This is a genomic window from Pseudomonas sp. Arb-4-2C, assembly GCF_055755015.1.
The window spans coordinates 127,702-149,229 of sequence record NZ_CM146899.1 but is presented as its reverse complement, the minus strand read 5'-3'; the positions used below and the strand labels follow the sequence as shown (position 1 = coordinate 149,229).

Genomic DNA, 21,528 nt, shown 5'->3' with positions numbered 1-21,528 from the left:
CCTCAGTCCTTTTCCAGCGGGGAAAAAAGCAAGCGCCCCAGGCCGCGCCAGGTCTTCTTGTTCCAGGCCTTGAACGGGATCTGCGCCAACAGCTCGCGGGCCAGCTTGCGATTGCGGTTGGCGGTCTTGAGGAACATCGAGTTCAGCGCCTTGAAGCGTACTTCGTCGTACAGCGGATGATCACTGAACAGTGCGTAAGTGCGCAGAATGTTCTCGATCATGAAGCGATGATTCTTGTACGAGTTGGTGGCGTGTTTGCGATAGCGCGCCATCACCACGTTCAGGCCATCGATGAAGTAACCGGCACGGGTCACCTTCAGCTCGATGTACAGGTCCTCTAGACGAATCGTCGGATCGAACCCCCCCACCTTTTCCAGCGCCTCCCGACGGATCATCAGGGTCGGTGCCGGTGGATAAGGCTTGCGCTCCAGGAACATGTCATCGAAATCGAGGCGGCGGAACGGCACGTCGCGGCGCTGACGCTTCTCCGGGTAAAGGCTGCCGTCGGCATGCATCAACTCGATGTTGCCGGCGCAGATTCCGACCTCGGGCTTGCCGTCCATGTACGCCACCTGGGTGGCGATACGCTCCGGGTACATGATGTCGTCGGAGCCGAACGGTACGATCAGGCTGCCCTTCGCGCGGGCAATGGCACCGTTTAGCGTATTGGTCAGACCCTGATTCTGCTGCACGCGAAAATCGAAACCGTACTGCGCCTGCAACGCGTTGATGCGCTCGACGCTGTCATCCTTCGAACCGTCATCGACCACTAACAGTTCGATGTTCTTGTAGCTCTGGTTGAGGACGCTGAGGATGCTTTCCTCAATGTACGGGCCATGGTTGTACGAGGCGATGATCACGGTGACGAGGGCGTTTGCTTCGCTCGTGGCTTGTTCTTCGCTCATGGCTTGTTCTTCGCTCACGGCTGCTCCTTGCGAGCCTGTTCCAGGCCAGAGTCGATCAGGTCCAGGTATTCCTGACGGAACACCTCGATGTCGTGTTGCTCCTGCAGATAGCGGTAGGCCTGCTCGCCCTTGGCCTTGAGTTCGTCGTCCGACAGCGCCAGATAGTTATCCAGCGCGGCGACCAGGCTCGGCACATCCTTGGGCGTGATCGCCAGCCCGCCGGCACCCTCGATCAGCGGCAACATGGCCGGCACGTTCGAGGCGATCACCGGCAAGTGGCCGCTCATGCCTTCGAGCAACGCCAGCCCCAGGCCTTCGGCCAGCGACGGCATGGTCCAGATATCGAACGCACGCACGTATTGCAGTGCGTTTTCCTTGAAACCCAGCAGGTGTGCACGGCCACTCAGGCCCAGTTGCTCGATCTCGGCCGCCAGTGGCATTTGCAGGCGCCCGGCACCGATGATCGCCAATTGCGTGTTCGGGTATTTGTCTTTCAGCGCAGCAAACGCCTGCAACAGATAGGTGTGGCCCTTGACCGACACCAGTCGCCCCAGTGCGCCGATCAAGCGCACATTCGGGTCAATGCCCAACAGCTCGCGGGCTTTTTCGCGGCTGTGCTGCAAACCTTCGGCCTGCTCGATGTCGATGGCATTGGTAATGGCGTAGGTGTTTTGGTCAGTAAAACCGCAATCGCAGTCCAGCAGATACTGTTTGACCGCCGGCGACACGCCGACGAAACGCCAGTGGCGGTCGATCAGGCGCTGAGTCTGGCGACGTCGGTAAAAGCGGTCGTACTCACCGAAACCGTGGGAGATGCCGATGCACAGCGGCACCTTCAACCAACGGTTGAGCGCGAGCATCATGTTCACCGGTTTGAAGCGGTTGCAGATCACCACGTCGAACTTTTCCCGGCGACAGAACTTGTACAGCTGCCACATCGCCCGCAAGCGCATGCCCTTGAGCGACTTGTCGGAAAACTCGAAGTACACCGAACGGTCGGCGCGGCTGACCGGCTCGCCCGGTCCCGGTTTGCCGCGCAGGAACGCGGCGGTGACCTCATAGCGATCCGAAGGCAACGCCTTGACGATCTGCTCGGCCAGGTCGGCGAAATCATGGGCTTTGACGTTGTAGTCGGGTTGCAGCTGCAACACCTTGGACCGTTGACTCATGACTCTCCCCGCTGATCGCCCGGCTCACCGTGCTTCAATAACCAGAACAATTCCTGGCGTCTGACCGCTTTTCGAAAAAATTCGTTTTCCCCGTACACCGAGGGTACCCGCCCCGCCAGCAGGCGCTGAATCACTCGGCGCAGGCGGCGCTTGAACGGAGCCGGTGGCTGCAGGTCATGCATCATGCCCAGCGCCATGGCTTTGTCCCGCTGCAACTCGATCGACAACGGCAGGCACAACGGCTGCATCGCCACGGCCGAATCGAAGGCCGGCGGCAGCGCAATGCCCTGTCCGGTGTTGCCCATCGGCCAGCGGTCGTTGTCGTGCAAATGGTTGGCGTAACCGAGCAACGTCGGCTGCCAGTCCAGATCGTGCAAGGCCTGCAAGACCGCTTGCTGGGCGCAGATATGGTCAGGGTGCGGATCGAGCGTCGGATGCGGCAATACGATCACGTCCGGACGCGCGCGCAACAGCACTTCACGCAGGTCAGCCAGCAGATTGTTCCAGGTCGGCGCCCCATCGGCATCGCCCGGCAAAGTGAACGGGTTCAACTGGCGAAACAGTCGCGTGTCGTTCAAGTCTGCTTCCCGCGAACCCACCGCCTGATTCGGCGCGGCCTGCATCGCCGCCAGTTGCAGGCAGAAGTAACCGAGCTGCACGCAATGTTCCTGCGGCACACCCGCCCAACGCGGCACGGCAAGACTGTCCCAGGCACGCAGACGCCCCTTGAGCCGCGCCGCCTCGACCTTGTTCATGCCCATCCGCTGATAATGTTCGGCTTCGATCTCGCCAGCGGTCAGGGTGACGATCCAGGCTTCTTCGGCCTGGCTGTACAAGCCATACGCCGCGAGCTCAGCATCGTCGGCATGCGGCGCGATCACCATCACCCGTTGACGACGATAATCCGGTTGCTCCAGCGCCCACAGCACCGGCTCGCCGGCCACCCGACAGAACCGCCCGCGCAGACGCAACCGGCCTTGCGACAGGGCTTGCGCCTGACCGCTGAGGTTCAGGTAACGCAGGCCATTGACGCCGCGCTCGAAGGTTTGCGCATCCGGATTCGTTCCGCCGAACAGTTCGACGCGCGGATCGAAGAAGCGTCCGAGCCAGCTGCTTTTGACCCGCACCGCGAGGATCAGCGTGGCCTCGTCTACCAGCATCACGCCCTCGTCCAGGCGCAGTTGCTCGCCGTTCAGATGGACCTTCGGCTGCGGAGTGAATGGTGGAAAGCTGTACTGGTAATCGTCTTTCGGCGAATAGAACAGATGATCGGCAAACCACGCCTCGTGGGCGATCCAGCCGAGCACCGCGAGCACCAGCGGCAACCACCACGCGACCAGCACACCGAGCGCAATCAAAGCGATCAGGGCGATCAGCAAGGTGATGCGTTTGTTGCGACGATGACGCTTGAGCAGTTGCTGTTTGCGGCTCATGGGCTGACTCATACGGTGAACACCGGCACAGGATTGCACCAGCGGTCCTTGTATTCACGGTCGGCGCGACCGAAGGAAAACCGCAGCGGCTTGTTCAGTGCCCGGGCGTGTTCCCAGGCGCTTTGCGTATTGAGGAAGCTCAACACGCTGCCGGGGCTGAATTCGCGGGTTTCGGGATCAACGCCGCCGTTGATGTACTCGACGCTGATCCACTCCGGCGCTTCGACGCGGTACACCAGTTGAATGGCGATGGGCGCATCGTTGAGGAAGATCACCGAACCGATCAGCAGTTCGCGCAGCAGCTCGATGACTTCGGCCATGCGCGCCGCGCCAGTGGCTGGAAAGCCCCAGCGGCGCTGGAACAGATCGCAGTAGATCGCCGCCAGTTCGGTGCTGGAGAACTCGCCGACCGCACGCACCACACCGCCCGCCTCTTCCAGCAGGCGCAATTCGCGGCGCTGGTTGTAGCGAAACTTCTTCGACAACTCTTCGGGAGTACGCGCCATGGCCAGTTGTTCGGTCTGCAACTTGATGCCGCTGAAGCGGTTTTCGTTGAGTGCCGACAGGTAGCGCGCGCGATGACGCAGCGGTGCCTGGGCATCGACGGCAGCCGGCAGGATCAGTTCGGCATTGCCGAGGTCGAACAGGCCTTTTTTGCCATTGCGCTTGAGCACGTCCTTGGACAGCGCCAGATCGCGGCCCCAGGTCGGGATCGCCGCTTTGAATTCGCCGCCTTGCTCCCACGCCAGATAGCGCACCGGGATGCCGGCCAGCGCGGCCAGACGCTCGACCACCAGCGGATGGGTCGCGACGCTGCCGCCAAAACGCTGCCAGGCAGTTGCATAGGTGGAGGCGTCAACGGGCGACCAGCCACGTTCGCGCCAGCCTTGAAATCGGTTGAGCATCAGCCCCTCGGTGCCAGATCGGTAACTTGCGGCAGACGCCAGAAGGTGTCGCGCACCGCACGGTCGGAGAAACGCTCACGCAGGCGATCGAGCATCAGCTCGGCGCACTGCCGGCGCTGCTGATCATCCATACCCGCCAGATGTTGCAGGCCTTGTGCAAGGTGTTCGGCATCGCCCAACGGGAACAGGATGCCCACGCCTTCGACCACTTCCTTCGCCCCGCCACACGCCGTAGCGAGCAAAGGCACGCCGGCGGCCATGGCCTCCAGCAGCACCATGCCGAACGGTTCGTGGTCGGAGCTCAGGGCAAACACATCGAAGGCGCGGAAGTAATTGCGCGCCTCCGGCACCTGACCGAGAAACAGCACCCGGTCACCGATACCCAGTTCGCGCGCCAGTTCCTTGAGGTCCTGCTCCAGACGGCCCTTGCCGAGGATCACCAGTTGGCTGTTGCCCGGAAGTCCGGGCAACGCTGCAGCGAAACCGTGCAGCAACGTGGCCTGATCCTTGTCCGGGTGCAGACGACCGACGTTGCCGACAATGAATGCATCCGCCGCCAGCCCGAGGGTTTCGCGCGCTTCGCGGGCCGACACCTGACTGGCCTGCAAGGCCGGCACATCGATGCGGTTGTACAGGGTCTGGATGCGGGTGGACGGCCATTTCGGCAGGCAACGACGCATGTCGTCACGCACCGCGTCGGACACGCCAAGCAGGCTCAGGCGTTTGCGGAAAATCTGCGCAAACAGTTTGCGCGTACCGCGTTTGTAATCGTCAAACGCGTGATGCACGCCAATCACCGGCAGCGAAGTGCCGAGCAAGGCGATGTAGATCGGCTTGAAGCGATGGGCGATGCAGAAACTGAAATTGCGTGAAGCGGCGATCTTGCGCAGATCGCCGATGGCACCCAGCTTCAGGCCACGAATGGCCTTGGAGCTGTATTCCATGAACAACACTTCATCGGAAGCACACGCTGCGGCCACCTCGCTATCGGCGGCCCCGGTCAGAAAGACCGTGGTCACCCGATAACCGGTGCCCGCGAACAGGCTGGCGTACTGCCGTGCGCAGTCGAGGAACGGCCCGTCATAGCCGTGACAGAACTGCAGCACATGGCGTTCAGCCGAGCGAGTCATAAGCGTTTGCGCCCTCTTTGACCACCAGAATGTCTTCCATGATCAGGTACTGCAGATCGGAGCCGAAGAACATGTTCAGGGCGTCGGTCGGCGAGCAGATCATCGGTTCACCACGGCGGTTCAGCGAGGTGTTCAGCGACACGCCGTTGCCGGTCAGCACTTCCAGCGCCTTCATCATGTCGTAGTAGCGCGGGTTGTATTCGCGCTTGAGCACCTGGGCACGGGAAGTACCGTCTTCGTGAACGACTTCCGGCACGCGGGTCTTCCACTCTTCCGCCACTTCGAAGGTGAAGGTCATGAACGGCGCCGGGTGATCGATCTTGATCATCTGCGGTGCCACGGTGTCGAGCATCGACGGGCAGAAAGGCCTCCAGCGCTCGCGGAACTTGATCTGGTGGTTGATGCGGTCAGCCACCCCGGCCACGCTCGGGCAACCGATGATCGAACGACCACCCAGTGCACGCGGACCGAACTCCATGCGGCCCTGGAACCAGGCCACCGGGTTGCCATCGACCATGATTTTGGCGATCTGCTCCGGCATGTTGTCGAGCTTGCGCCAGGTCGGCTTGTTCTCGTGACGGGCGCACGCAGCGATCACGTCTTCGTTGCTGTACGACGGGCCGAGGTAGACGTGTTCCATCTTCTCGACCGGTACGCCACGGGCGTTGGACACATAGGCCGCCGCGCCAACCGCAGTGCCGGCGTCACCGGAAGCAGGCTGTACGAACAACTCTTTGACGTCATCGCGCGCGATGATTTTCTGGTTGAGCTTGACGTTCAAGGCACAGCCACCGGCGTAGGCCAGTTTGCCGGTTTCCTTGAGCACGTCGCCCAGGTAGTAGTCGATCATCTGCAGCGCGATTTTTTCGAACAGCGCTTGAATGCTGGCGGCGTAGTGGATGTAAGGTTCGTCGGCGATGTCGCCTTCGCGCTTGGGACCCAGCCACTCGATCAGTTTCGGCGAGAAGTAGTAACCCTTGCCTTTTTCCTTGTAGCGACGCAGGCCGATCACGTTGGCGTAGTCGGTGTTGATCACCAGCTCGCCGTTCTCGAACGAGGCCAGACGCGAGAAATCATATTTGCTGGCGTCGCCGTACGGCGCCATGCCCATGACCTTGAACTCACCGTCAAGCATGTCGAAGCCGAGGAACTCGGTGATCGCGCCGTACAGGCCGCCGAGGGAGTCCGGATCAAAGAATTCCTTGATCTTGTGGATCTTGCCGTTTTCGCCATAACCGAAGAAAGTCGTGGCGTATTCGCCCTTGCCGTCGATACCGAGGATCGCGGTTTTCTCTTTGAAACCCGAGCAGTGGTAGGCGCTGGAGGCGTGAGCCAAGTGGTGCTCGACCGGCTCGATCTTGATCTTCTTCGGATCAAAACCCAGTTGCTCCAGGCACCAGACGATCTTGTTGCGATAACGCTTGTAGCGACGGTTGCCCATCAGGATCGCGTCGAGTGCACGATCCGGGGCGTACCAGTAACGCTTGGCGTACTGCCAGCGGGCCTTGCCGAACAGGCTGATCGGAGCGAACGGAATCGCCACCACGTCAACGTCGGACGGCTTGATACCGGCCTGCTCCAGGCAGAACTTCGCCGATTCGTAGGGCATGCGGTTCTTTGCATGCTTATCGCGGACGAAGCGCTCTTCTTCAGCCGCCGCCACCAGCTTGCCGTCGATGTACAAGGCGGCTGAAGGGTCATGGCTAAGGGCGCCGGACAGGCCAAGAATCGTCAATGCCACAGGGTCTAGCCTCTTTAGTCTGCATTCAGGCGCGATGCGCCTTGAAAATTGATGTGCCCTCGCACCGGGCGAGAGACAGCTAAAGGGCGGGATTATAGCGTAAACGTGGCGGGAATGACCCTGTGCGAATTACCCCAGGTTGATTGGGCTGGATAAACCTTGTGCTCAGGCTCAATAACCGCGCTGCCGCCAATAGATACCAAGGTTGCCATCACTGGCCTGACGATAAATCGTGTACGGCAGCACCACCGTGTCCAGCACACCCGACAGCGGCAGATCCAGCAGCACGAACGGCAGCAGCACGCCAGTCGGGTCAGGCGGGGCATTCAGTACGCAGAAATCAAACGCCAGACCGCTGTAGATCCGTGGAATCGACTGACAGTAGGTTTTCTGTTTACGCAGGTCGCGGGCGGCGTCGGCGTCCATTTGCAGCACCGAGGCGGCGGTGCCGCAACCGGATAAAACCCATGAGCAGGCGCTCAGTGCTACAGCCTTTTTGATGGTCAAGTTATGCGCTCCCAAGTGGTCAGGGCAAACTAGCATCGGGGCTGGAGTGGGCACAGTTCATGGCTTCCGGAGAAGCTGTAGGACAAGTCAGTGGCGCTTGTCCGTCGTTGCTCGAGGGCGGATTTTTTGGGGTTTTAGAGCCTCATCGCGAGCAGGCTCACTCCTACAGGGGAATGTGTGGGAGCGGGCTTGCACGCGAAGGCGGCTCAGGCCGCGCTGGAGATGCTCTTGGGCAACCGCTGATCGATCACCTGATACAGCGCGCTGTTCTCGGGCCAGTTGCGCATGAAGCGCGCCCGATCCCGCGCATAGGCTGGCGCGAAACTGCTGGCAGACGCGTGCTGACACATCGAATCCAGGTCGATCAATGCCCAGCGATCCTCCTGCCAGAACAGGTTATGCCCCTTGAAATCGCCATGGCTGATGCGTTCGGCAATCAGCTGCGCAAACAGTTGATCCAGCGCCAGCAACTCGGATGCCGGCGCCGCGCCGCTTTCGACGTACGGTGCGAAGCGCTCGATGATGTCCGGCCCCGGCAAAAACTCGGTCACCAGATAGGCACGGCGGCGCAGCCACAGAAAACGCTTCTCCAGCACCGCCAGCGGTTTCGGCGTGGCAACGCCGAGGAACGCCAGGCGATTGCCTTCACGCCACGAGTGCCACGCGCGGCTCGGGCGCCAGAAACGCTTGAGCCAGTGCGCAAAGCCTTTGATGTTGTAGCGCTTGATCACCAACGTGCGCCCGGCCACCTCGACCTTGCCGACGCTCGCCGCGCCGCCGGTCTTGTACAGATGGCCCTGATCGAGCAGGGCATCGGCTTGATCCAGCACCGGCAGCATCGCTGCTGCTTCCTCGCGACGGATCGCCCGCAGGCCAAATGCACCGCGCCGCACACTGAACAAGGTGCACTCGCGGCCGACCTTGATCAGGTAGTCCTTCAGGCGCCAGGCGCGAACCTTGGCGATCTGCTTCTGCAACGCTTCCAGCGGCAGCGCGTGCTCGCTGTTGCTCAGCAGGTAATACACCAGCAACTCTTCGGTGAACGGTTCCAGCGACTTGGGCAACTGGGCGAAAAACACTCCGAGGTTTTCCAGCACCTTCTGCCGCGACAACGGCTGACCGGCGGTCTCGACACAGATCCCGGCGCCATCGATCAAGTACAACTGACCGCCGTGGCGCAGCAGGTTGTCCAGGTGCAGATCTTCCTGCCACAGGCCCTTGCCATGCAGTTGACCGATGGCCCCCAGCGCCTCGGCCAGCACCGCCGATTGCTCATCCGCCAGCACCGGCAGCGACTCGACCTGCTGCCAGGCATCACCGAGGCTTTCGGCGTTTTCAAGGAATTCGAACAACAGCCAGCCGCCCTCACCGTCCTGCAAGCCATCGGCCAGCAGCAACGGTGTGGTCAGGCCTTGCTCGGCGAGCCATTTGACGCCCGCCAGCTCGCGCTGAAAATGCCGCGCAGCCTTGCTGCCCACCAGCAATTTGGCCAGCACCGGCCTGCCGCGCCACACGCCGGCACCGACATAGCGCTGCCCGGGCAGTACCCGCAGCAGGCTCAGCAACTGCAGATCCGCAGAGCCTGCCGCATCGGCGAGGGTGATCGTCAGCGGCAGACTCGGCGCGCGTCCGGCATTTTTCAGTTCGGACAACCGCATCAACGGGTCTCCTTGCGACTGCGACGTGCAGTCAGTCGCGTAACCCAACTGTCGACCAGCGAGCTGTCGATTGGCTGATCGAGATAGGCCGCCAGCAACTCGCGCAATTGCGCCTCGCTCCACTCCGGCGCGCGACGCAGCAGCGGTTCCAGATCCTTGACCCGATCACGCAGACCGAACAACAAGGGCCGGGTCTTTTCCAGGTCGATCAGTTGCGCCCGGTAGCGCTCGCCGTCAGCCTGCAAAAAGATGTGTTTGGGGTAGAAGCAACCGTGCACTTGGCGCACGCCGTGCAGCTGGCGCGCCAGTTCTCCACAGGCCTTGAGAATCGCCGAATGCTGCGCAGCGGTCAGTTCAGACCAGCGCTGCAACAGCGAATCAAGGTCGTCCCAACCGTCGAGGGCACGGGTCAGCAGGATCGCGTGGACGTCGCCCTTGACCTTGCGCTCACCGAAAAATGCCGCTTGCAGCGCCGGAATCCCCAGCTTGTTGTAGCGGCTGATATTGCGAAACTCGCGGGCAAAACTGGGTTCGCCAAACGGCGCGTGCAGGGTGCGGGTCAGATAATTGCTCTGACGCTTGAGGTAGTAGGCCTGCCCTTCGAGTTCCAGGCGAAACACGCTGCTCCAGCCACCGCCATCGGTGTTCGGCTCGTCCACCGCTTCGAGCTGTTTGGCCCAAAGCGCATCGAAAGTGCCGAGGCCATGACGCTCAAGCAGCGCCCGGTCTTCAGCGGCCAGGAAATCAGTCATTCGCGTCCCTCGAAAAATCTCACCACGTGACGAATCCGTTTCTTGTCGGCGGCATTGAGCCGATCACGTCCGCGGTATTGCAGGTAGAAGCGCAGGCGCTGGGTGTTCGACAGGTGATATTTGGCCACTTTGTCGAGACAGGCCAGGTCCTTGGTGATTCGGTATTTGAGCCAGAAGCCGCGCCAGAAATCGCCGTTCGGGCAGTCGATCAGAAACAGCTGCGCCTGATCGTCGATCAGCAGGTTGCGCCACTTCAGGTCGTTATGGGTAAAGCGCTGATCGTGCATGGTCCGGGTGTAAACGGCCAACTGCCGGCTGATGCCATCGACCCAGCGGCGATCCTTGAGCTTCGGATCGTTGCGTTCGGCCAGCGCCGAGAGGTCTTCGGTGCGCGGCAGTTCGCGGGTGATCATCGCCCCACGGGCATAGGCGGCGCCGCGCCGTTCCAGGCCCCAGGCCACCACTTCGGCGGTGGGAATACCCCACTTGGCGAAGCGCTTGAGGTTCTGCCACTCCATCTTCACCCGAGGCTTGCCCAGGTAACGGCGCAAACCCTTGCCGGCGCCGACGTAGCGTTTGACGTAGTAATTGACGCCGTTACGCTGCACGCGAATGACTTCAGACAGCGGATCGCGGGTCAGGCGTTCGCCTTGCAGGGCAAACACCGCCTCGAGGCTGCCGAAGTCTTCGGCCAGATCGCTGTACTGCGGCTCTAGAGTCCAACCCGCCATCAGAGCGCATCCCCGTAACGCTGTTTACGCGCATAGAGCTTGTTGGCCTTGCCTTCGAGCCAGCTCAGCAGCGGTGCTTCTTGCGCCAGGATCTGCCGTAGCGGCTGCTGGAAATAGCCTTTGAGGAAACGCAGTTTGTCGCGACGGGTCAGGCCGATGTCCAGCGCCGAGAAATACAGTGCCGCCAGATCCTTGTTGCGCCAGCGCTGGGTAATTGCCGGGCGGGTCTGGGCACGGTGCAGGTCGATCACCGAGAGCTTGAAGCTCTGCGGGGTGATCGGCTTGTCGGTGTGCAGCAGAAAGTGGCAGATGTAGCAGTCGCGATGGTTGACCCCGGCGCGGTGCATCATGCCGGTCATGCGCGCCACTTCAGCGATCAGCGCACGCTTGAGCGTTGGCTCTGGCGGCTGCTTGACCCAGTCGATGCTGTAGTCTTCGAGGCTGATGGTCGGCGCCAGTTCTTCGGTGACGATGAACGAATGCTGATCGGCCGGGTTGCTGCCCTTCTCACCGTAGGCGACAGCGGTCATGGTCGGCACGCCGACTTCCTGCAGGCGCTGGATGGCCTTCCACTCCTGACCCGCACCGAGTACCGGCAGCTTGGCGGTCAGCAGGTTCTTGAAGATCTCGCCCCAGCCGATGCCACGGTGGATCTTGACGAAAAATCCGTGGCCGTCGACTTCCGTGCGCAGCGTCCGTCGAGCCTCCAGCTCGCGGTAGACCTCGCCCTGCAAGCCCTCGACTTCGGCGAACGGGTCGCGTCCGGCCCAGAGGCTCTTGAACGGTTCAGCCAGCATCAACTTCATTTAAGCGTGCTCCGCCAGAATCACATCGGCCGCGTGCTGCGGCATGCTGTAGAGGTCGGCCGTCTCGGCGAAGGCCAGACCATTGCGGCTCCAGGCCGCGCGTGCAGAGGCGTCGCTCAACATGTCAGTCAGGTATTGCGTCAGTTGCGCCTGATCGAATGGCTCGTCCAGCACTCGCCCGGCGTCCGCCTCGGCGATGTAATGGGCATAACCGCAGACCGCGCTGACCAGCACCGGCAAACCCGCCACCAGCGCTTCGAGCAGCACCGTACCGGTGTTTTCGTTGTACGCCGGGTGGATCAACAGGTCGGCACCGAGCAGGAAACGCGGGATATCGCTGCGGCCCTTGAGGAACGTCACGTTGTCGCCCAGGCCCAAAGTGGCACTCTGCATCTGGAACAATTTGGGGTCATCCTGGCCGATTACAAACAGCCGGGTGCGTTTCTTCAGCTCGGCGGGCAACGCGGCCAGCGCCTTGAGACTGCGATCGACGCCCTTGGTCTTGAACCCGGAACCAATCTGCACCAGCAGCAGTTCGTCATCCTTCAGATTGAATTCGGCGCGGAAGCCGGCACGAATTTCATCGGCATCTGCCGGGCGCCGACGATCCAGGGCAATGCCCGGCGGCAGCAGGTGGAAACGCTCAAGCGGGGTGTCGTAATGCTTGATGAACAGCGGCTGCTGGACTTCGGAAATCATCAACACTTCGGTTTTCGCATCTTTGGCGAACACCGCGCGCTCGTACTCGGCGAAGTGGCGATAGCGACCCCAGCGGCGGTACAGCGAGTGGCGCAAGTTCTGCGCCTTGTCTTCGAAGCAGCCGTCGGCGGCGTAGTAGACGTCCAGCCCGGGCATCTTGTTGAAGCCGATCAGCCGGTCCACCGGACGCTTGGCCAGGTCCGCTTCCATCCACGCGCTGAGTTTTTCGTTGCGACGGTGATTGAAGAACGCCTTGACCGGCGCCACCAGCACTTCGAAACCGGGCGGTACGTCACCTTCCCAGATCAGCGTGTAGACACGGATCTGGTGGCCGCGCTTCTGGCATTCGAGGGCGATGCGCATGAAGTCGCGCTGCAAACCACCGAACGGGAAATATTTGTACAGGACGAATGCCAATTGCATCAGCGCAGCTCCTCAGCCATTAACAACGTGCTCAGTCGGCTGGCGACACGCTCGGGATTCACACGCGTGAAGCACAGAGGCTGCTCGCGTTTCAGGTCAAACTGACGGGCATCCTGCGCAGTCGGTTGGTAAGTGCATTTCTTTTGCAGGCAAGGGGCGCAGGGGAAATCACTGGCCATGTGAATCTGCACCTTGCCGTAGGCGCCGGTCAGACCCGGGTTGGTCGGGCCGAACAGCGAAATTGTCGGCACGTCCAGCGCAGCGGCCAAGTGGCCGAGACCGGTGTCGACCGCCACGCAGGCCTGGGCGCCGGCGAGGACTTTGCCGACGCCGGCCAGGTTCAGCTTCGGCAACACTTCAGCATGCTTGAACCCGGCGGCAATGCGCTCGGCGCGGGCCTTCTCCAGCGGGTTGCCCCACGGCAGCTTGACGCCGACGCCAAGATAGCCGACCCGCTCGGTCAGCTCGCGCCAGTAGGCTTCCGGCCAGTGCTTGGTGTCCCACGTGGTGCCGTGCAAAAACACCACGAATGCGCTCTTGCGCGGCAATTCCACCAGGCGCTCGACGTTGAGGCCGTAATCGCCCAAGCCTTTGGGCAGGTCATAACCGAGGGCGATGGCGAACAACTGCCGCACGCGCTCGACCGCGTGCTGCCCCCGCGCCACGGCCAGCTTGCGGTCGTAGAAGCGTGCCGCCATCGGCTCGCGCGCCGAACCTTTATCGAGGCCGGCCACCGGGGCTTTGACGTAACGGGTTAACCAGGCACTTTTCAGCAGGCCCTGGGCATCGATCACCAGGTCGTATTTGCTGGCGCGCACGCTTTGCTTGAAGCGTTTCCACTCGCCGCTGGTGATGGTTTTCCAGATGTTTTTGCGCCAGCGGCGGATCGCCACCGGAATCACCTTGCCAACGGCCGGGTGCCAGGTCGGAATCTCGGCGAAGCCTTCTTCCACCACCCAGTCGAACTTGATCCCGGGGATGGCCCGGGCCGCGTCGGTCAGCGCCGGCAACGCATGAATCACGTCGCCCAGCGATGAAGTCTTGATCAGCAATACCCGCAACTTAATGAACCTCGACCACAGTGCCCTGCAGTTTCTGCAAGGCATCGTTGACCGCGTCCGGCATCAGCTGGCGCAGGCAGTTGTAATGGCCGAAACGGCAAGTGCGATCGAAGCAAGGACTGCAATCGAGCCCCAGCCGAACGACTTCGACGTGCTCGGCCAGCGGCGGGGTGAAACCCGGCGAGGTCGAGCCGTAGACCGCCACCAATGGGCGGTTCAGTGCGGCGGCGACGTGCATCAGGCCGGAGTCGTTGGACACCACCGAGTCGGCACAGGACATCAGGTCGATCGCCTCGGCCAGCGAGGTACTGCCGCTGAGGTTGACCGACTCTTCACGCAGGCCGGGAATCAGCCGCGCGCGGATGTCTTCGCCCACCGCGTGATCGTTTTTCGAGCCGAACAGCCACACCTGCCAGCCTTCACGAATTCGTGCTTCGGCGACCTTGGCGTAATGCTCGGACGGCCAGCGCTTGGACTCGCCGAACTCGGCGCCGGGGCACAGGGCCAACACCGGGCGGTCGAGGGTCAGGCCAAATTTGGCCAGCGCGGCTTCGCGGGTCACCGGGTCGATTTGCAGGCTCGGGCGCGGATAGGGTTTGGGCAGTTCGGCGTTCGGCTCATAGGCCAGCGCCATGAAGCGCTCGATCATCAGCGGATAACGCTCTTTATCCAGCGTACGCACATCATTGAGCAGGCCATAGCGGAACTCGCCGCGCCAGCCGGTGCGCTGCTTGATGCCGGCAAAGAACGGCACCAGCGCCGACTTCAGCGAGTTGGGCAGCAGGATCGCCTGATCGTACTGGCCGGCCAGCGACTTGCCGATCCGCCGGCGCGTCGCCAGTTCCAGCGCGCCGTGGCCGAGCGGAAAGCTCAAGGCCTTGCGCACTTCGGGCATGCGCTCAAGGATCGGCCGGCTCCACTCGGGGGCCAGCACGTCGATTTCGCATTGCGGGTGGCGCTGTTTGAGACACTGAAACAGTGTCTGCGCCATCACCATGTCACCGACCCAACTGGGCCCAACGATCAGAATATTCATGTGGTTTCCATAAACGAACCGGGGAGGCATCTACGCCTCCCCGCCTCGAGAATTCTACAAACACTGTAGATCTGCTGTGGGAGCGGGTTTGCTCGCGAAAGGGTCTTCACATCCAACATTATTGTCGTCTGATACTCCGCTTTCGCGAGCAAGCCCGCTCCCACAGGGTTTTGCATTCGGTCCTGCATTTGCAATGCAACGCAGATCCAACGTGGGAGCGGGCTTGCTCGCGAAGGGGCCGTCACCTCCAGCATCGATGGTGACTGACACTGCGCTTTCGCGAGCAGGATCGCTCCCACAGGGTTTTGCATTCGGTCCTGCATCTGCAATGCAACGCAGATCCACCGTGGGAGCGGGCTTGCTCGCGAAGGGGCCATCACCTCCAGCATCGATGGTGACTGACACTGCGCTTTCGCGAGCAAGCCCGCTCCCACAGGGTTTTGCATTCCGTCCTGCATCTGCAATGCAACGCAGATCCAACGTGGGAGCGGGCTTGCTCGCGAAGGGGCCGTCACCTCCAGCATCGATGGTGACTGACACTGCGTTTTCGCGAGCAAGCCCGCTCCCACAGGGGCCATCAGGTGTTTCAAATATCCGGTTTCAGCTTAGCCCCAACTCTTTCCAGATCCGCAATACCTGCTGGCGTTCCTCGACAAACTGATCGCCCTGGATCACCCCGGCGTCCTTCTGCAAGGCCTGCCGGTGGGCAGCGGAGCGGTAGGCTTTATACGCCTCACGCAACAGGCTGGCGTCTTCGGCAGGCATCAGCCCTTCGTGTTCCAGCTCTTCCAGAATGCGAATGTTATCAGTCCAGCGCAGCAATGGCGGGTGGCTGTGCGACCACGCCAAGGCCGCGTATTGCACCATAAATTCAATATCGACGATACCTCCGGCGTCCTGCTTGAGGTCGAACGGCGCCGTGGCCTCGAAGGCATTTGCCGCCGTACCGGCCGCAGTGCCCTTGCTGCCGAGGTTGTCGCGCATCTTGGCGCGCATCTCACTGACTTCCTGCTGCAACTTCGCCAGATCCCGCGCCTTGCCCAATACCTGAGCGCGGACTTTCTCGAACGCCTGACCGACATCCTGACTGCCCACCAGTACCCGCGCACGCACCAGCGCCTGATGCTCCCACGTCCAGGCTTCATTTTCCTGATAGCGCTCGAATGCACCGAGCGAACTGACCAACAGCCCCGACGCGCCGGATGGCCGCAGGCGCATGTCCACTTCATACAACTGCCCGGAGTTGGTCTGCGCCGTCAGCAGGTGAATGATCCGCTGACCCAGCCGGGTGAAGAACTGCGCGCCATCGATTGGCTTCGGCCCGTCGGTTTCCGCCTGCGGATCGCCGTCATGGATGAACACCAGGTCCAGGTCCGAACCATGCCCCAGTTCCAGCCCACCGACTTTCCCATAACCGACAATGATGAAGCCGGGATCGCACAAGGTGCCATCGGTGCGCAGCGGCGTGCCGTACTTGGCGACCGTCTGGCGCCAGGCCAGGGCCAGCACTTGTTCGAGAATCGCTTCGGCCAGCCACGTCAGGTAATCGCTGACCTTCATCAACGGCAGGCTGCCGGCGATTTCCGAAGCGGCGACTCGCAAGCGATGCGCAAGCTTGAAGTGACGCAGGGCTTCCATCTGTTGTTCGAGGTCGTCTTCGGGAATCCGCGTCAGGCGCTCGCGCAATTCGGCAGCCAGCTCAGGGGCCAGTGGCGGCTTGAACAGGCGACCTTCATTAAGCAATTCGTCGAGCAACAGCGGGAAGCGAGTGATCTGCTCGGCAATCCACGGGCTCGCTGCGCACAGCGTCAGCAAACGCCGCAGGGCGCCGGGGTTCTCCGTCAGCAGCACTAGATAAGCTGAACGCCGGGCCACTGCTTCGACCAGCGGCAGCACCCGCTCCAGCACCAGATCCGGATTGGCATGCTCCACTGCCTGGGCCAGCAATCGTGGAATAAAGGCATCGAGACGCTCACGCCCCAATCGCTGCATCGCGCGCAACTGCGGGCTGCCGCGCAAACCGGCCAGAGCCTTCAGCGCTTTGTTCGCATCCTTGAAACCGCCCTCTTCCAACTGCCGGCAAGCGGCTTCTTCGTCCTGTGCCTCTTCCCACAGCGGCAGCCATTCACCGCCAACCACCACTTCGCAATCAGCGCCCTCTTCTTCATCGGGATCAGCGATCACCTGCGCAAAGTGCCAGGCGACCCGGCCCCGCCAGAACATCAGTTTTTCGTGGAAAGCATCCCAATCGGCGAAACCGAGCATGAACGCAATGCGCGCCTGATCCTGAGCGCCATCCGGCAACATCTGGGTCTGGCGGTCGGCAATCGCCTGGATCGCGTGCTCGGTGTAACGCAGGAATTCGTAGCCTTCACGCAACTCGCTGATCACTGCCGGTGGCAGATAACCCTGCCCCTCCAGCGTGCTCAATACCTTTAATAAAGGACGCTGTTGCAGGCTCAGATCGCGCCCGCCGTGGATCAACTGGAAGGCCTGGGCAATGAACTCGACCTCGCGGATGCCGCCCGAACCGAGCTTGATATTGTCGGCCATGCCCTTGCGCCGCACTTCCTGCTGGATCAGCTGCTTCATGGTGCGCAGCGCCTCGATCGCCGAGAAATCCAGATAGCGCCGGTAGACGAACGGTCGCAGCATGTCGAGCAACTGCGCACCAGCCGCTTGATCGCCGGCCACCACCCGCGCCTTGATCATCGCGTAACGTTCCCAGTCACGACCCTGATCCTGGTAATACTGCTCCAGTGCATTGAAGCTCAGCACCAATGCACCGGACGAACCGTACGGGCGCAGGCGCATGTCGACGCGGAACACGAAACCGTCGACCGTCATCGGGTCAAGGGCCTTGATCAGACGCTGGCCGAGACGAATGAAGAATTCCTGATTATCCAGCGCACGTTTAACCCCGACGGTTTCGCCGCCCTCGGGGTAGGCGAAGATCAGATCGATGTCCGAGGACAGATTCAACTCGACGGCGCCGAGCTTGCCCATGCCAAGGATGACCATCTGCTGCGGCAAACCACTGCGCCGGCCGGTCGGTGTACCAAACTGCTGGCAATGGCGGCTGTACAGCCATTGATAGGCCTGATCGATGGTGGCGTCGGCCATGTCCGACAGATCGCGACAGGTCTGTACCAGGTCGGCCTGGCGATTGAGGTCACGCCAGATGATGCGTACTTGATGACGGGCGCGCTGACGACGCAGTACGCGCCCGAGCTCGTCTTCGCTTTGTGCGGTGTTTACGGCGGCGGCAATCTGCGCGCACAGTTCACCCGGCGCGAATGGCCGGTCGAGTTCGCCGGACTGCACCAAGGAGAGCAACATCAAAGGGTCACGAACGCTCTGTTCAATGACGAAATCGCTGGCGGCGCCGACGCGAGCCAATTGCGCCCAGCGCTCCGGCGTCCAGTGGGCAAGGCCATGATCGTCTTCCAGTGAGGCGACGGCCGTACGGAACGACTGCTCGGATCGAGTGACCAACGGCAGGAGAATGGCGGGCAGATCGGCAAGCGCGGGCAGGGTCATGGTCTATCCTTGATCGGCGTGTAAATGGCCGCTTGTAGTGAATGATGAAAACCCGCTACGCGAAGGACTGTCGAACAAAAGTTAGAAATAGCTGAAATTTCTTCTTCTTTAGCATCCAGCATCAAAGTTTCACCTTTTACGGATGGTAATCGACCAACCTTAACGATTATTCTCACAACGCAGTCGGAGGCCACAAGCCTTTCATCTGTAGTTTTACTACTCGTCTATACATCCGAAAGGCTGAAATGCTCAAAGATTTGTAGTAAAACTACACGCCGCCGGAACAACCTGTCGGCAATCCAAGAATTTTAAATCGTCTGCCCACAAGGCCAGTCGCAAACTCAGGCAACCGATTCTGGAAGCCTTTCCGCCCTGGAGCAAGCCATGCAAGACCTCGATCCCGTCGAAACCCAGGAATGGCTGGACGCCCTGGAATCGGTTCTCGACAAAGAAGGCGAAGACCGTGCTCACTATCTGATGACCCGTATGGGCGAACTCGCGACCCGCAGCGGCTCGCAGCTCCCTTACGCCATCACCACGCCTTACCGCAACACCATCCCGGTAACCCACGAAGCACGCATGCCTGGCGACCTGTTCATGGAACGCCGCATTCGCTCGCTGGTACGCTGGAACGCGATGGCCATGGTAATGCGTACGAACCTGAAAGATTCTGACCTGGGTGGTCACATCTCCAGCTTCGCTTCCAGCGCGACCCTGTATGACATCGGCTTCAACTACTTCTTCCAGGCCCCGACCGACGAACACGGCGGCGACCTGATCTACTTCCAGGGCCACACCTCGCCAGGCGTTTACGCTCGTGCGTTCATGGAAGGCCGCATCACCGAAGACCAGATGAACAACTTCCGCCAGGAAGTCGACGGTCAGGGCCTGTCGTCCTACCCGCACCCTTGGCTGATGCCTGACTTCTGGCAGTTCCCGACCGTATCCATGGGTCTGGGCCCGATCCAGGCGATCTACCAGGCTCGCTTCATGAAGTACCTGGAACACCGCGGCTTCATCCAGCCAGGCAAACAGAAAGTCTGGTGCTTCCTGGGCGACGGCGAGTGCGACGAGCCGGAATCCCTGGGCGCGATCTCCCTGGCCGGCCGCGAGAAGCTGGACAACCTGATCTTCGTCATCAACTGCAACCTGCAGCGCCTCGACGGCCCGGTTCGCGGCAACGGCAAGATCATCCAGGAACTCGAAGGCGTGTTCCGCGGTGCACAGTGGAACGTGACCAAAGTCATCTGGGGCCGTTTCTGGGACCCACTGCTGGCCAAAGACGTCGACGGTATCCTGCAACGTCGCATGGACGAAGTCATCGACGGCGAGTACCAGAACTACAAAGCCAAAGACGGCGCGTTCGTCCGTGAGCACTTCTTCAACACGCCAGAACTCAAGGCGATGGTTGCTGATCTGTCCGACGACGAAATCTGGAAACTCAACCGTGGCGGCCACGACCCGTACAAGGTCTATGCGGCGTACCACGAAGCGGTCAACCACAAAGAACAACCGACCGTCATCCTGGCCAAGACCATCAAGGGTTATGGCACCGGTGCCGGCGAAGCGAAAAACACGGCGCACAACACCAAGAAAGTCGACGTCGACAGCCTGAAGTTGTTCCGCGATCGTTTCGACATCCCGGTCAAGGACGAAGAGCTGGAGAACCTGCCGTTCTTCAAGCCAGAGCCAAACAGCGCCGAAGCCCGCTACCTGAGCGAGCGTCGCACTGCACTGGGCGGTTTCGTGCCACAGCGCCGCGCGCAAAGCTTCAGCGTGCCGACGCCGGATCTGGACACCCTCAAAGCCATCCTCGATGGTTCGGGCGACCGTGAAATCTCCACCACCATGGCGTTCGTGCGGATCCTCGCGCAACTGGTCAAGGACAAGGAAATCGGCCCACGCATCGTTCCGATCATCCCGGACGAAGCCCGTACCTTCGGTATGGAAGGCATGTTCCGTCAGCTGGGCATCTACTCGTCCGTCGGCCAGCTCTACGAGCCAGTCGATAAAGACCAGGTGATGTTCTACAAGGAAGACCAGAAAGGTCAGATCCTTGAAGAAGGCATCAACGAAGCAGGCGCCATGAGCTCGTTCATCGCCGCCGGTACTTCGTATTCCAGCCACAACCAGCCGATGCTGCCGTTCTACATCTTCTACTCGATGTTCGGCTTCCAGCGTATTGGCGACCTGGCCTGGGCTGCCGGCGACAGCCGCACCCGTGGCTTCCTGATCGGCGGCACCGCCGGTCGTACCACCCTGAACGGTGAAGGTCTACAACACGAAGACGGTCACAGCCACCTGCTGGCCGCGACCATCCCGAACTGCCGCACCTACGATCCAACCTACGGCTACGAGCTGGCGGTGATCATTCAGGACGGCATGAAGAAGATGACCGAAGAGCAACAGGACATCTTCTACTACATCACCGTGATGAACGAGTCGTACCAGCAGCCAGCCATGCCGGCCGGTGCCGAAGAAGGCATCAAGAAAGGCATGTACCTGCTTGAAGAAGACACCCGCGATGCGGCGCACCACGTACAGCTGATGGGCTCCGGCACCATCCTGCGTGAAGTCCGTGAAGCGGCGAAGATCCTGCGTGAAGAGTTCAACGTCGGCGCCGACGTGTGGAGCGTCACCAGCTTCAACGAACTGCGTCGCGACGGCCTGGCCGTAGAGCGCAGCAACCGTCTGAAGCCTGGCCAGAAGCCTAAGCTGAGCTACGTCGAAGAGTGCCTGAACGGCCGTAAAGGTCCGGTCATCGCCTCTACCGACTACATGAAACTGTTCGCCGAGCAGATCCGTCAGTGGGTACCGTCCAAGGAATTCAAAGTCCTGGGCACCGACGGTTTCGGCCGCAGCGACAGCCGCAAGAAACTGCGTCATTTCTTCGAAGTCGACCGTCATTTCGTGGTGTTGGCAGCCCTGGAAGCACTGGCTGACCGTGGTGATATCGAACCTAAAGTGGTGGCTGAGGCCATCGTCAAGTTCGGCATCGACCCGGAAAAACGCAACCCACTGGACTGCTGAGG

17 protein-coding genes are annotated in these 21,528 nt (G+C 61.3%); 1 reads left to right on the top strand and 16 read right to left on the bottom strand.

The features are described from left to right. Window positions 1-2: 2 nt before the first annotated feature. From AC0J41_RS00615 to AC0J41_RS00540, 16 genes are all read right to left on the bottom strand, one after another. On the bottom strand, window positions 3-905 hold the full coding sequence (locus tag AC0J41_RS00615) for a glycosyltransferase (RefSeq protein WP_473016046.1): 903 nt from the start codon (window positions 903-905) through the stop codon (window positions 3-5). A 14-nt stretch (window positions 906-919) separates the two neighbouring features. Further along, window positions 920-2,074 carry a glycosyltransferase family 4 protein gene (locus AC0J41_RS00610; protein WP_473014286.1) on the bottom strand — a complete coding sequence of 385 codons (1,155 nt, stop codon included), beginning with the start codon at window positions 2,072-2,074 and terminating at the stop codon, window positions 920-922. Then, window positions 2,071-3,507: a PIG-L deacetylase family protein gene (locus AC0J41_RS00605; protein WP_473014285.1), complete on the bottom strand. Its 1,437-nt coding sequence runs from the start codon at window positions 3,505-3,507 to the stop codon at window positions 2,071-2,073. The genes AC0J41_RS00610 and AC0J41_RS00605 overlap by 4 nt, the downstream gene beginning before the upstream one ends. Before the next feature lie 8 nt (window positions 3,508-3,515). Next, window positions 3,516-4,412, bottom strand: coding sequence for an antimicrobial resistance protein Mig-14 (locus tag AC0J41_RS00600; RefSeq protein WP_473014284.1), 897 nt, complete (start codon window positions 4,410-4,412; stop codon window positions 3,516-3,518). Next, window positions 4,412-5,542, bottom strand: coding sequence for a glycosyltransferase (locus tag AC0J41_RS00595; protein ID WP_025110203.1), 1,131 nt, complete (start codon window positions 5,540-5,542; stop codon window positions 4,412-4,414). Before AC0J41_RS00595 ends, AC0J41_RS00600 begins: the two co-directional genes overlap by 1 nt. Continuing rightward, window positions 5,526-7,283 carry a carbamoyltransferase family protein gene (locus AC0J41_RS00590; protein WP_025110204.1) on the bottom strand — a complete coding sequence of 586 codons (1,758 nt, stop codon included), beginning with the start codon at window positions 7,281-7,283 and terminating at the stop codon, window positions 5,526-5,528. Before AC0J41_RS00590 ends, AC0J41_RS00595 begins: the two co-directional genes overlap by 17 nt. A gap of 171 nt (window positions 7,284-7,454) precedes the next feature. Further along, window positions 7,455-7,790: a YceK/YidQ family lipoprotein gene (locus AC0J41_RS00585; RefSeq protein WP_025110205.1), complete on the bottom strand. Its 336-nt coding sequence runs from the start codon at window positions 7,788-7,790 to the stop codon at window positions 7,455-7,457. A 206-nt stretch (window positions 7,791-7,996) separates the two neighbouring features. After that, a complete protein-coding gene (locus AC0J41_RS00580; RefSeq protein WP_473014283.1) occupies window positions 7,997-9,448 on the bottom strand; it encodes a lipopolysaccharide kinase InaA family protein in 1,452 nt (483 codons plus the stop codon). After that, window positions 9,448-10,200 carry a lipopolysaccharide kinase InaA family protein gene (locus AC0J41_RS00575; RefSeq protein ID WP_473014282.1) on the bottom strand — a complete coding sequence of 251 codons (753 nt, stop codon included), beginning with the start codon at window positions 10,198-10,200 and terminating at the stop codon, window positions 9,448-9,450. Before AC0J41_RS00575 ends, AC0J41_RS00580 begins: the two co-directional genes overlap by 1 nt. Then, window positions 10,197-10,931: a lipopolysaccharide kinase InaA family protein gene (locus AC0J41_RS00570; RefSeq protein ID WP_025110208.1), complete on the bottom strand. Its 735-nt coding sequence runs from the start codon at window positions 10,929-10,931 to the stop codon at window positions 10,197-10,199. Before AC0J41_RS00570 ends, AC0J41_RS00575 begins: the two co-directional genes overlap by 4 nt. Continuing rightward, window positions 10,931-11,737 carry a lipopolysaccharide core heptose(I) kinase RfaP gene (gene rfaP, locus AC0J41_RS00565; RefSeq protein ID WP_025110209.1) on the bottom strand — a complete coding sequence of 269 codons (807 nt, stop codon included), beginning with the start codon at window positions 11,735-11,737 and terminating at the stop codon, window positions 10,931-10,933. Before rfaP ends, AC0J41_RS00570 begins: the two co-directional genes overlap by 1 nt. Then, on the bottom strand, window positions 11,738-12,859 hold the full coding sequence (locus AC0J41_RS00560; protein WP_025110210.1) for a glycosyltransferase family 4 protein: 1,122 nt from the start codon (window positions 12,857-12,859) through the stop codon (window positions 11,738-11,740). After that, window positions 12,859-13,920 carry a lipopolysaccharide heptosyltransferase I gene (gene waaC / locus AC0J41_RS00555; protein ID WP_025110211.1) on the bottom strand — a complete coding sequence of 354 codons (1,062 nt, stop codon included), beginning with the start codon at window positions 13,918-13,920 and terminating at the stop codon, window positions 12,859-12,861. The genes AC0J41_RS00560 and waaC overlap by 1 nt, the downstream gene beginning before the upstream one ends. 1 nt (window position 13,921) lies before the next feature. Further along, window positions 13,922-14,956 carry a lipopolysaccharide heptosyltransferase II gene (waaF, locus tag AC0J41_RS00550; protein WP_108592099.1) on the bottom strand — a complete coding sequence of 345 codons (1,035 nt, stop codon included), beginning with the start codon at window positions 14,954-14,956 and terminating at the stop codon, window positions 13,922-13,924. Window positions 14,957-15,556: 600 nt separating this feature from the next. Then, a complete protein-coding gene (glnE, locus tag AC0J41_RS00545; RefSeq protein WP_473014281.1) occupies window positions 15,557-18,496 on the bottom strand; it encodes a bifunctional [glutamate--ammonia ligase]-adenylyl-L-tyrosine phosphorylase/[glutamate--ammonia-ligase] adenylyltransferase in 2,940 nt (979 codons plus the stop codon). Beyond that, window positions 18,493-18,618 (bottom strand): hypothetical protein, encoded by a 126-nt coding sequence (locus AC0J41_RS00540; protein WP_473014280.1) that lies wholly within the window; start codon window positions 18,616-18,618, stop codon window positions 18,493-18,495. Before AC0J41_RS00540 ends, glnE begins: the two co-directional genes overlap by 4 nt. Before the next feature lie 262 nt (window positions 18,619-18,880). On the opposite strand from AC0J41_RS00540, the gene aceE reads away from it, so the two are divergent. Further along, window positions 18,881-21,526, top strand: a complete 2,646-nt coding sequence (gene aceE, locus AC0J41_RS00535) for a pyruvate dehydrogenase (acetyl-transferring), homodimeric type (protein ID WP_007915682.1) — start codon at window positions 18,881-18,883, stop codon at window positions 21,524-21,526. Window positions 21,527-21,528: the final 2 nt, after the last annotated feature.

Coding starts and splice junctions, on each gene's coding strand:
- AC0J41_RS00615 (WP_473016046.1), bottom strand. CDS start 905: ATGAGCGAAGAACAAGCCACGAGCGAAGCAAACGCCCTCGTCACCGTG.
- AC0J41_RS00610 (WP_473014286.1), bottom strand. CDS start 2,074: ATGAGTCAACGGTCCAAGGTGTTGCAGCTGCAACCCGACTACAACGTC.
- AC0J41_RS00605 (WP_473014285.1), bottom strand. CDS start 3,507: ATGAGCCGCAAACAGCAACTGCTCAAGCGTCATCGTCGCAACAAACGC.
- AC0J41_RS00600 (WP_473014284.1), bottom strand. CDS start 4,412: ATGCTCAACCGATTTCAAGGCTGGCGCGAACGTGGCTGGTCGCCCGTT.
- AC0J41_RS00595 (WP_025110203.1), bottom strand. CDS start 5,542: ATGACTCGCTCGGCTGAACGCCATGTGCTGCAGTTCTGTCACGGCTAT.
- AC0J41_RS00580 (WP_473014283.1), bottom strand. CDS start 9,448: ATGCGGTTGTCCGAACTGAAAAATGCCGGACGCGCGCCGAGTCTGCCG.
- AC0J41_RS00575 (WP_473014282.1), bottom strand. CDS start 10,200: ATGACTGATTTCCTGGCCGCTGAAGACCGGGCGCTGCTTGAGCGTCAT.
- AC0J41_RS00570 (WP_025110208.1), bottom strand. CDS start 10,931: ATGGCGGGTTGGACTCTAGAGCCGCAGTACAGCGATCTGGCCGAAGAC.
- rfaP (WP_025110209.1), bottom strand. CDS start 11,737: ATGAAGTTGATGCTGGCTGAACCGTTCAAGAGCCTCTGGGCCGGACGC.
- AC0J41_RS00560 (WP_025110210.1), bottom strand. CDS start 12,859: ATGCAATTGGCATTCGTCCTGTACAAATATTTCCCGTTCGGTGGTTTG.
- waaF (WP_108592099.1), bottom strand. CDS start 14,956: ATGAATATTCTGATCGTTGGGCCCAGTTGGGTCGGTGACATGGTGATG.
- glnE (WP_473014281.1), bottom strand. CDS start 18,496: ATGACCCTGCCCGCGCTTGCCGATCTGCCCGCCATTCTCCTGCCGTTG.
- AC0J41_RS00540 (WP_473014280.1), bottom strand. CDS start 18,618: ATGCTGGATGCTAAAGAAGAAGAAATTTCAGCTATTTCTAACTTTTGT.
- aceE (WP_007915682.1), top strand. CDS start 18,881: ATGCAAGACCTCGATCCCGTCGAAACCCAGGAATGGCTGGACGCCCTG.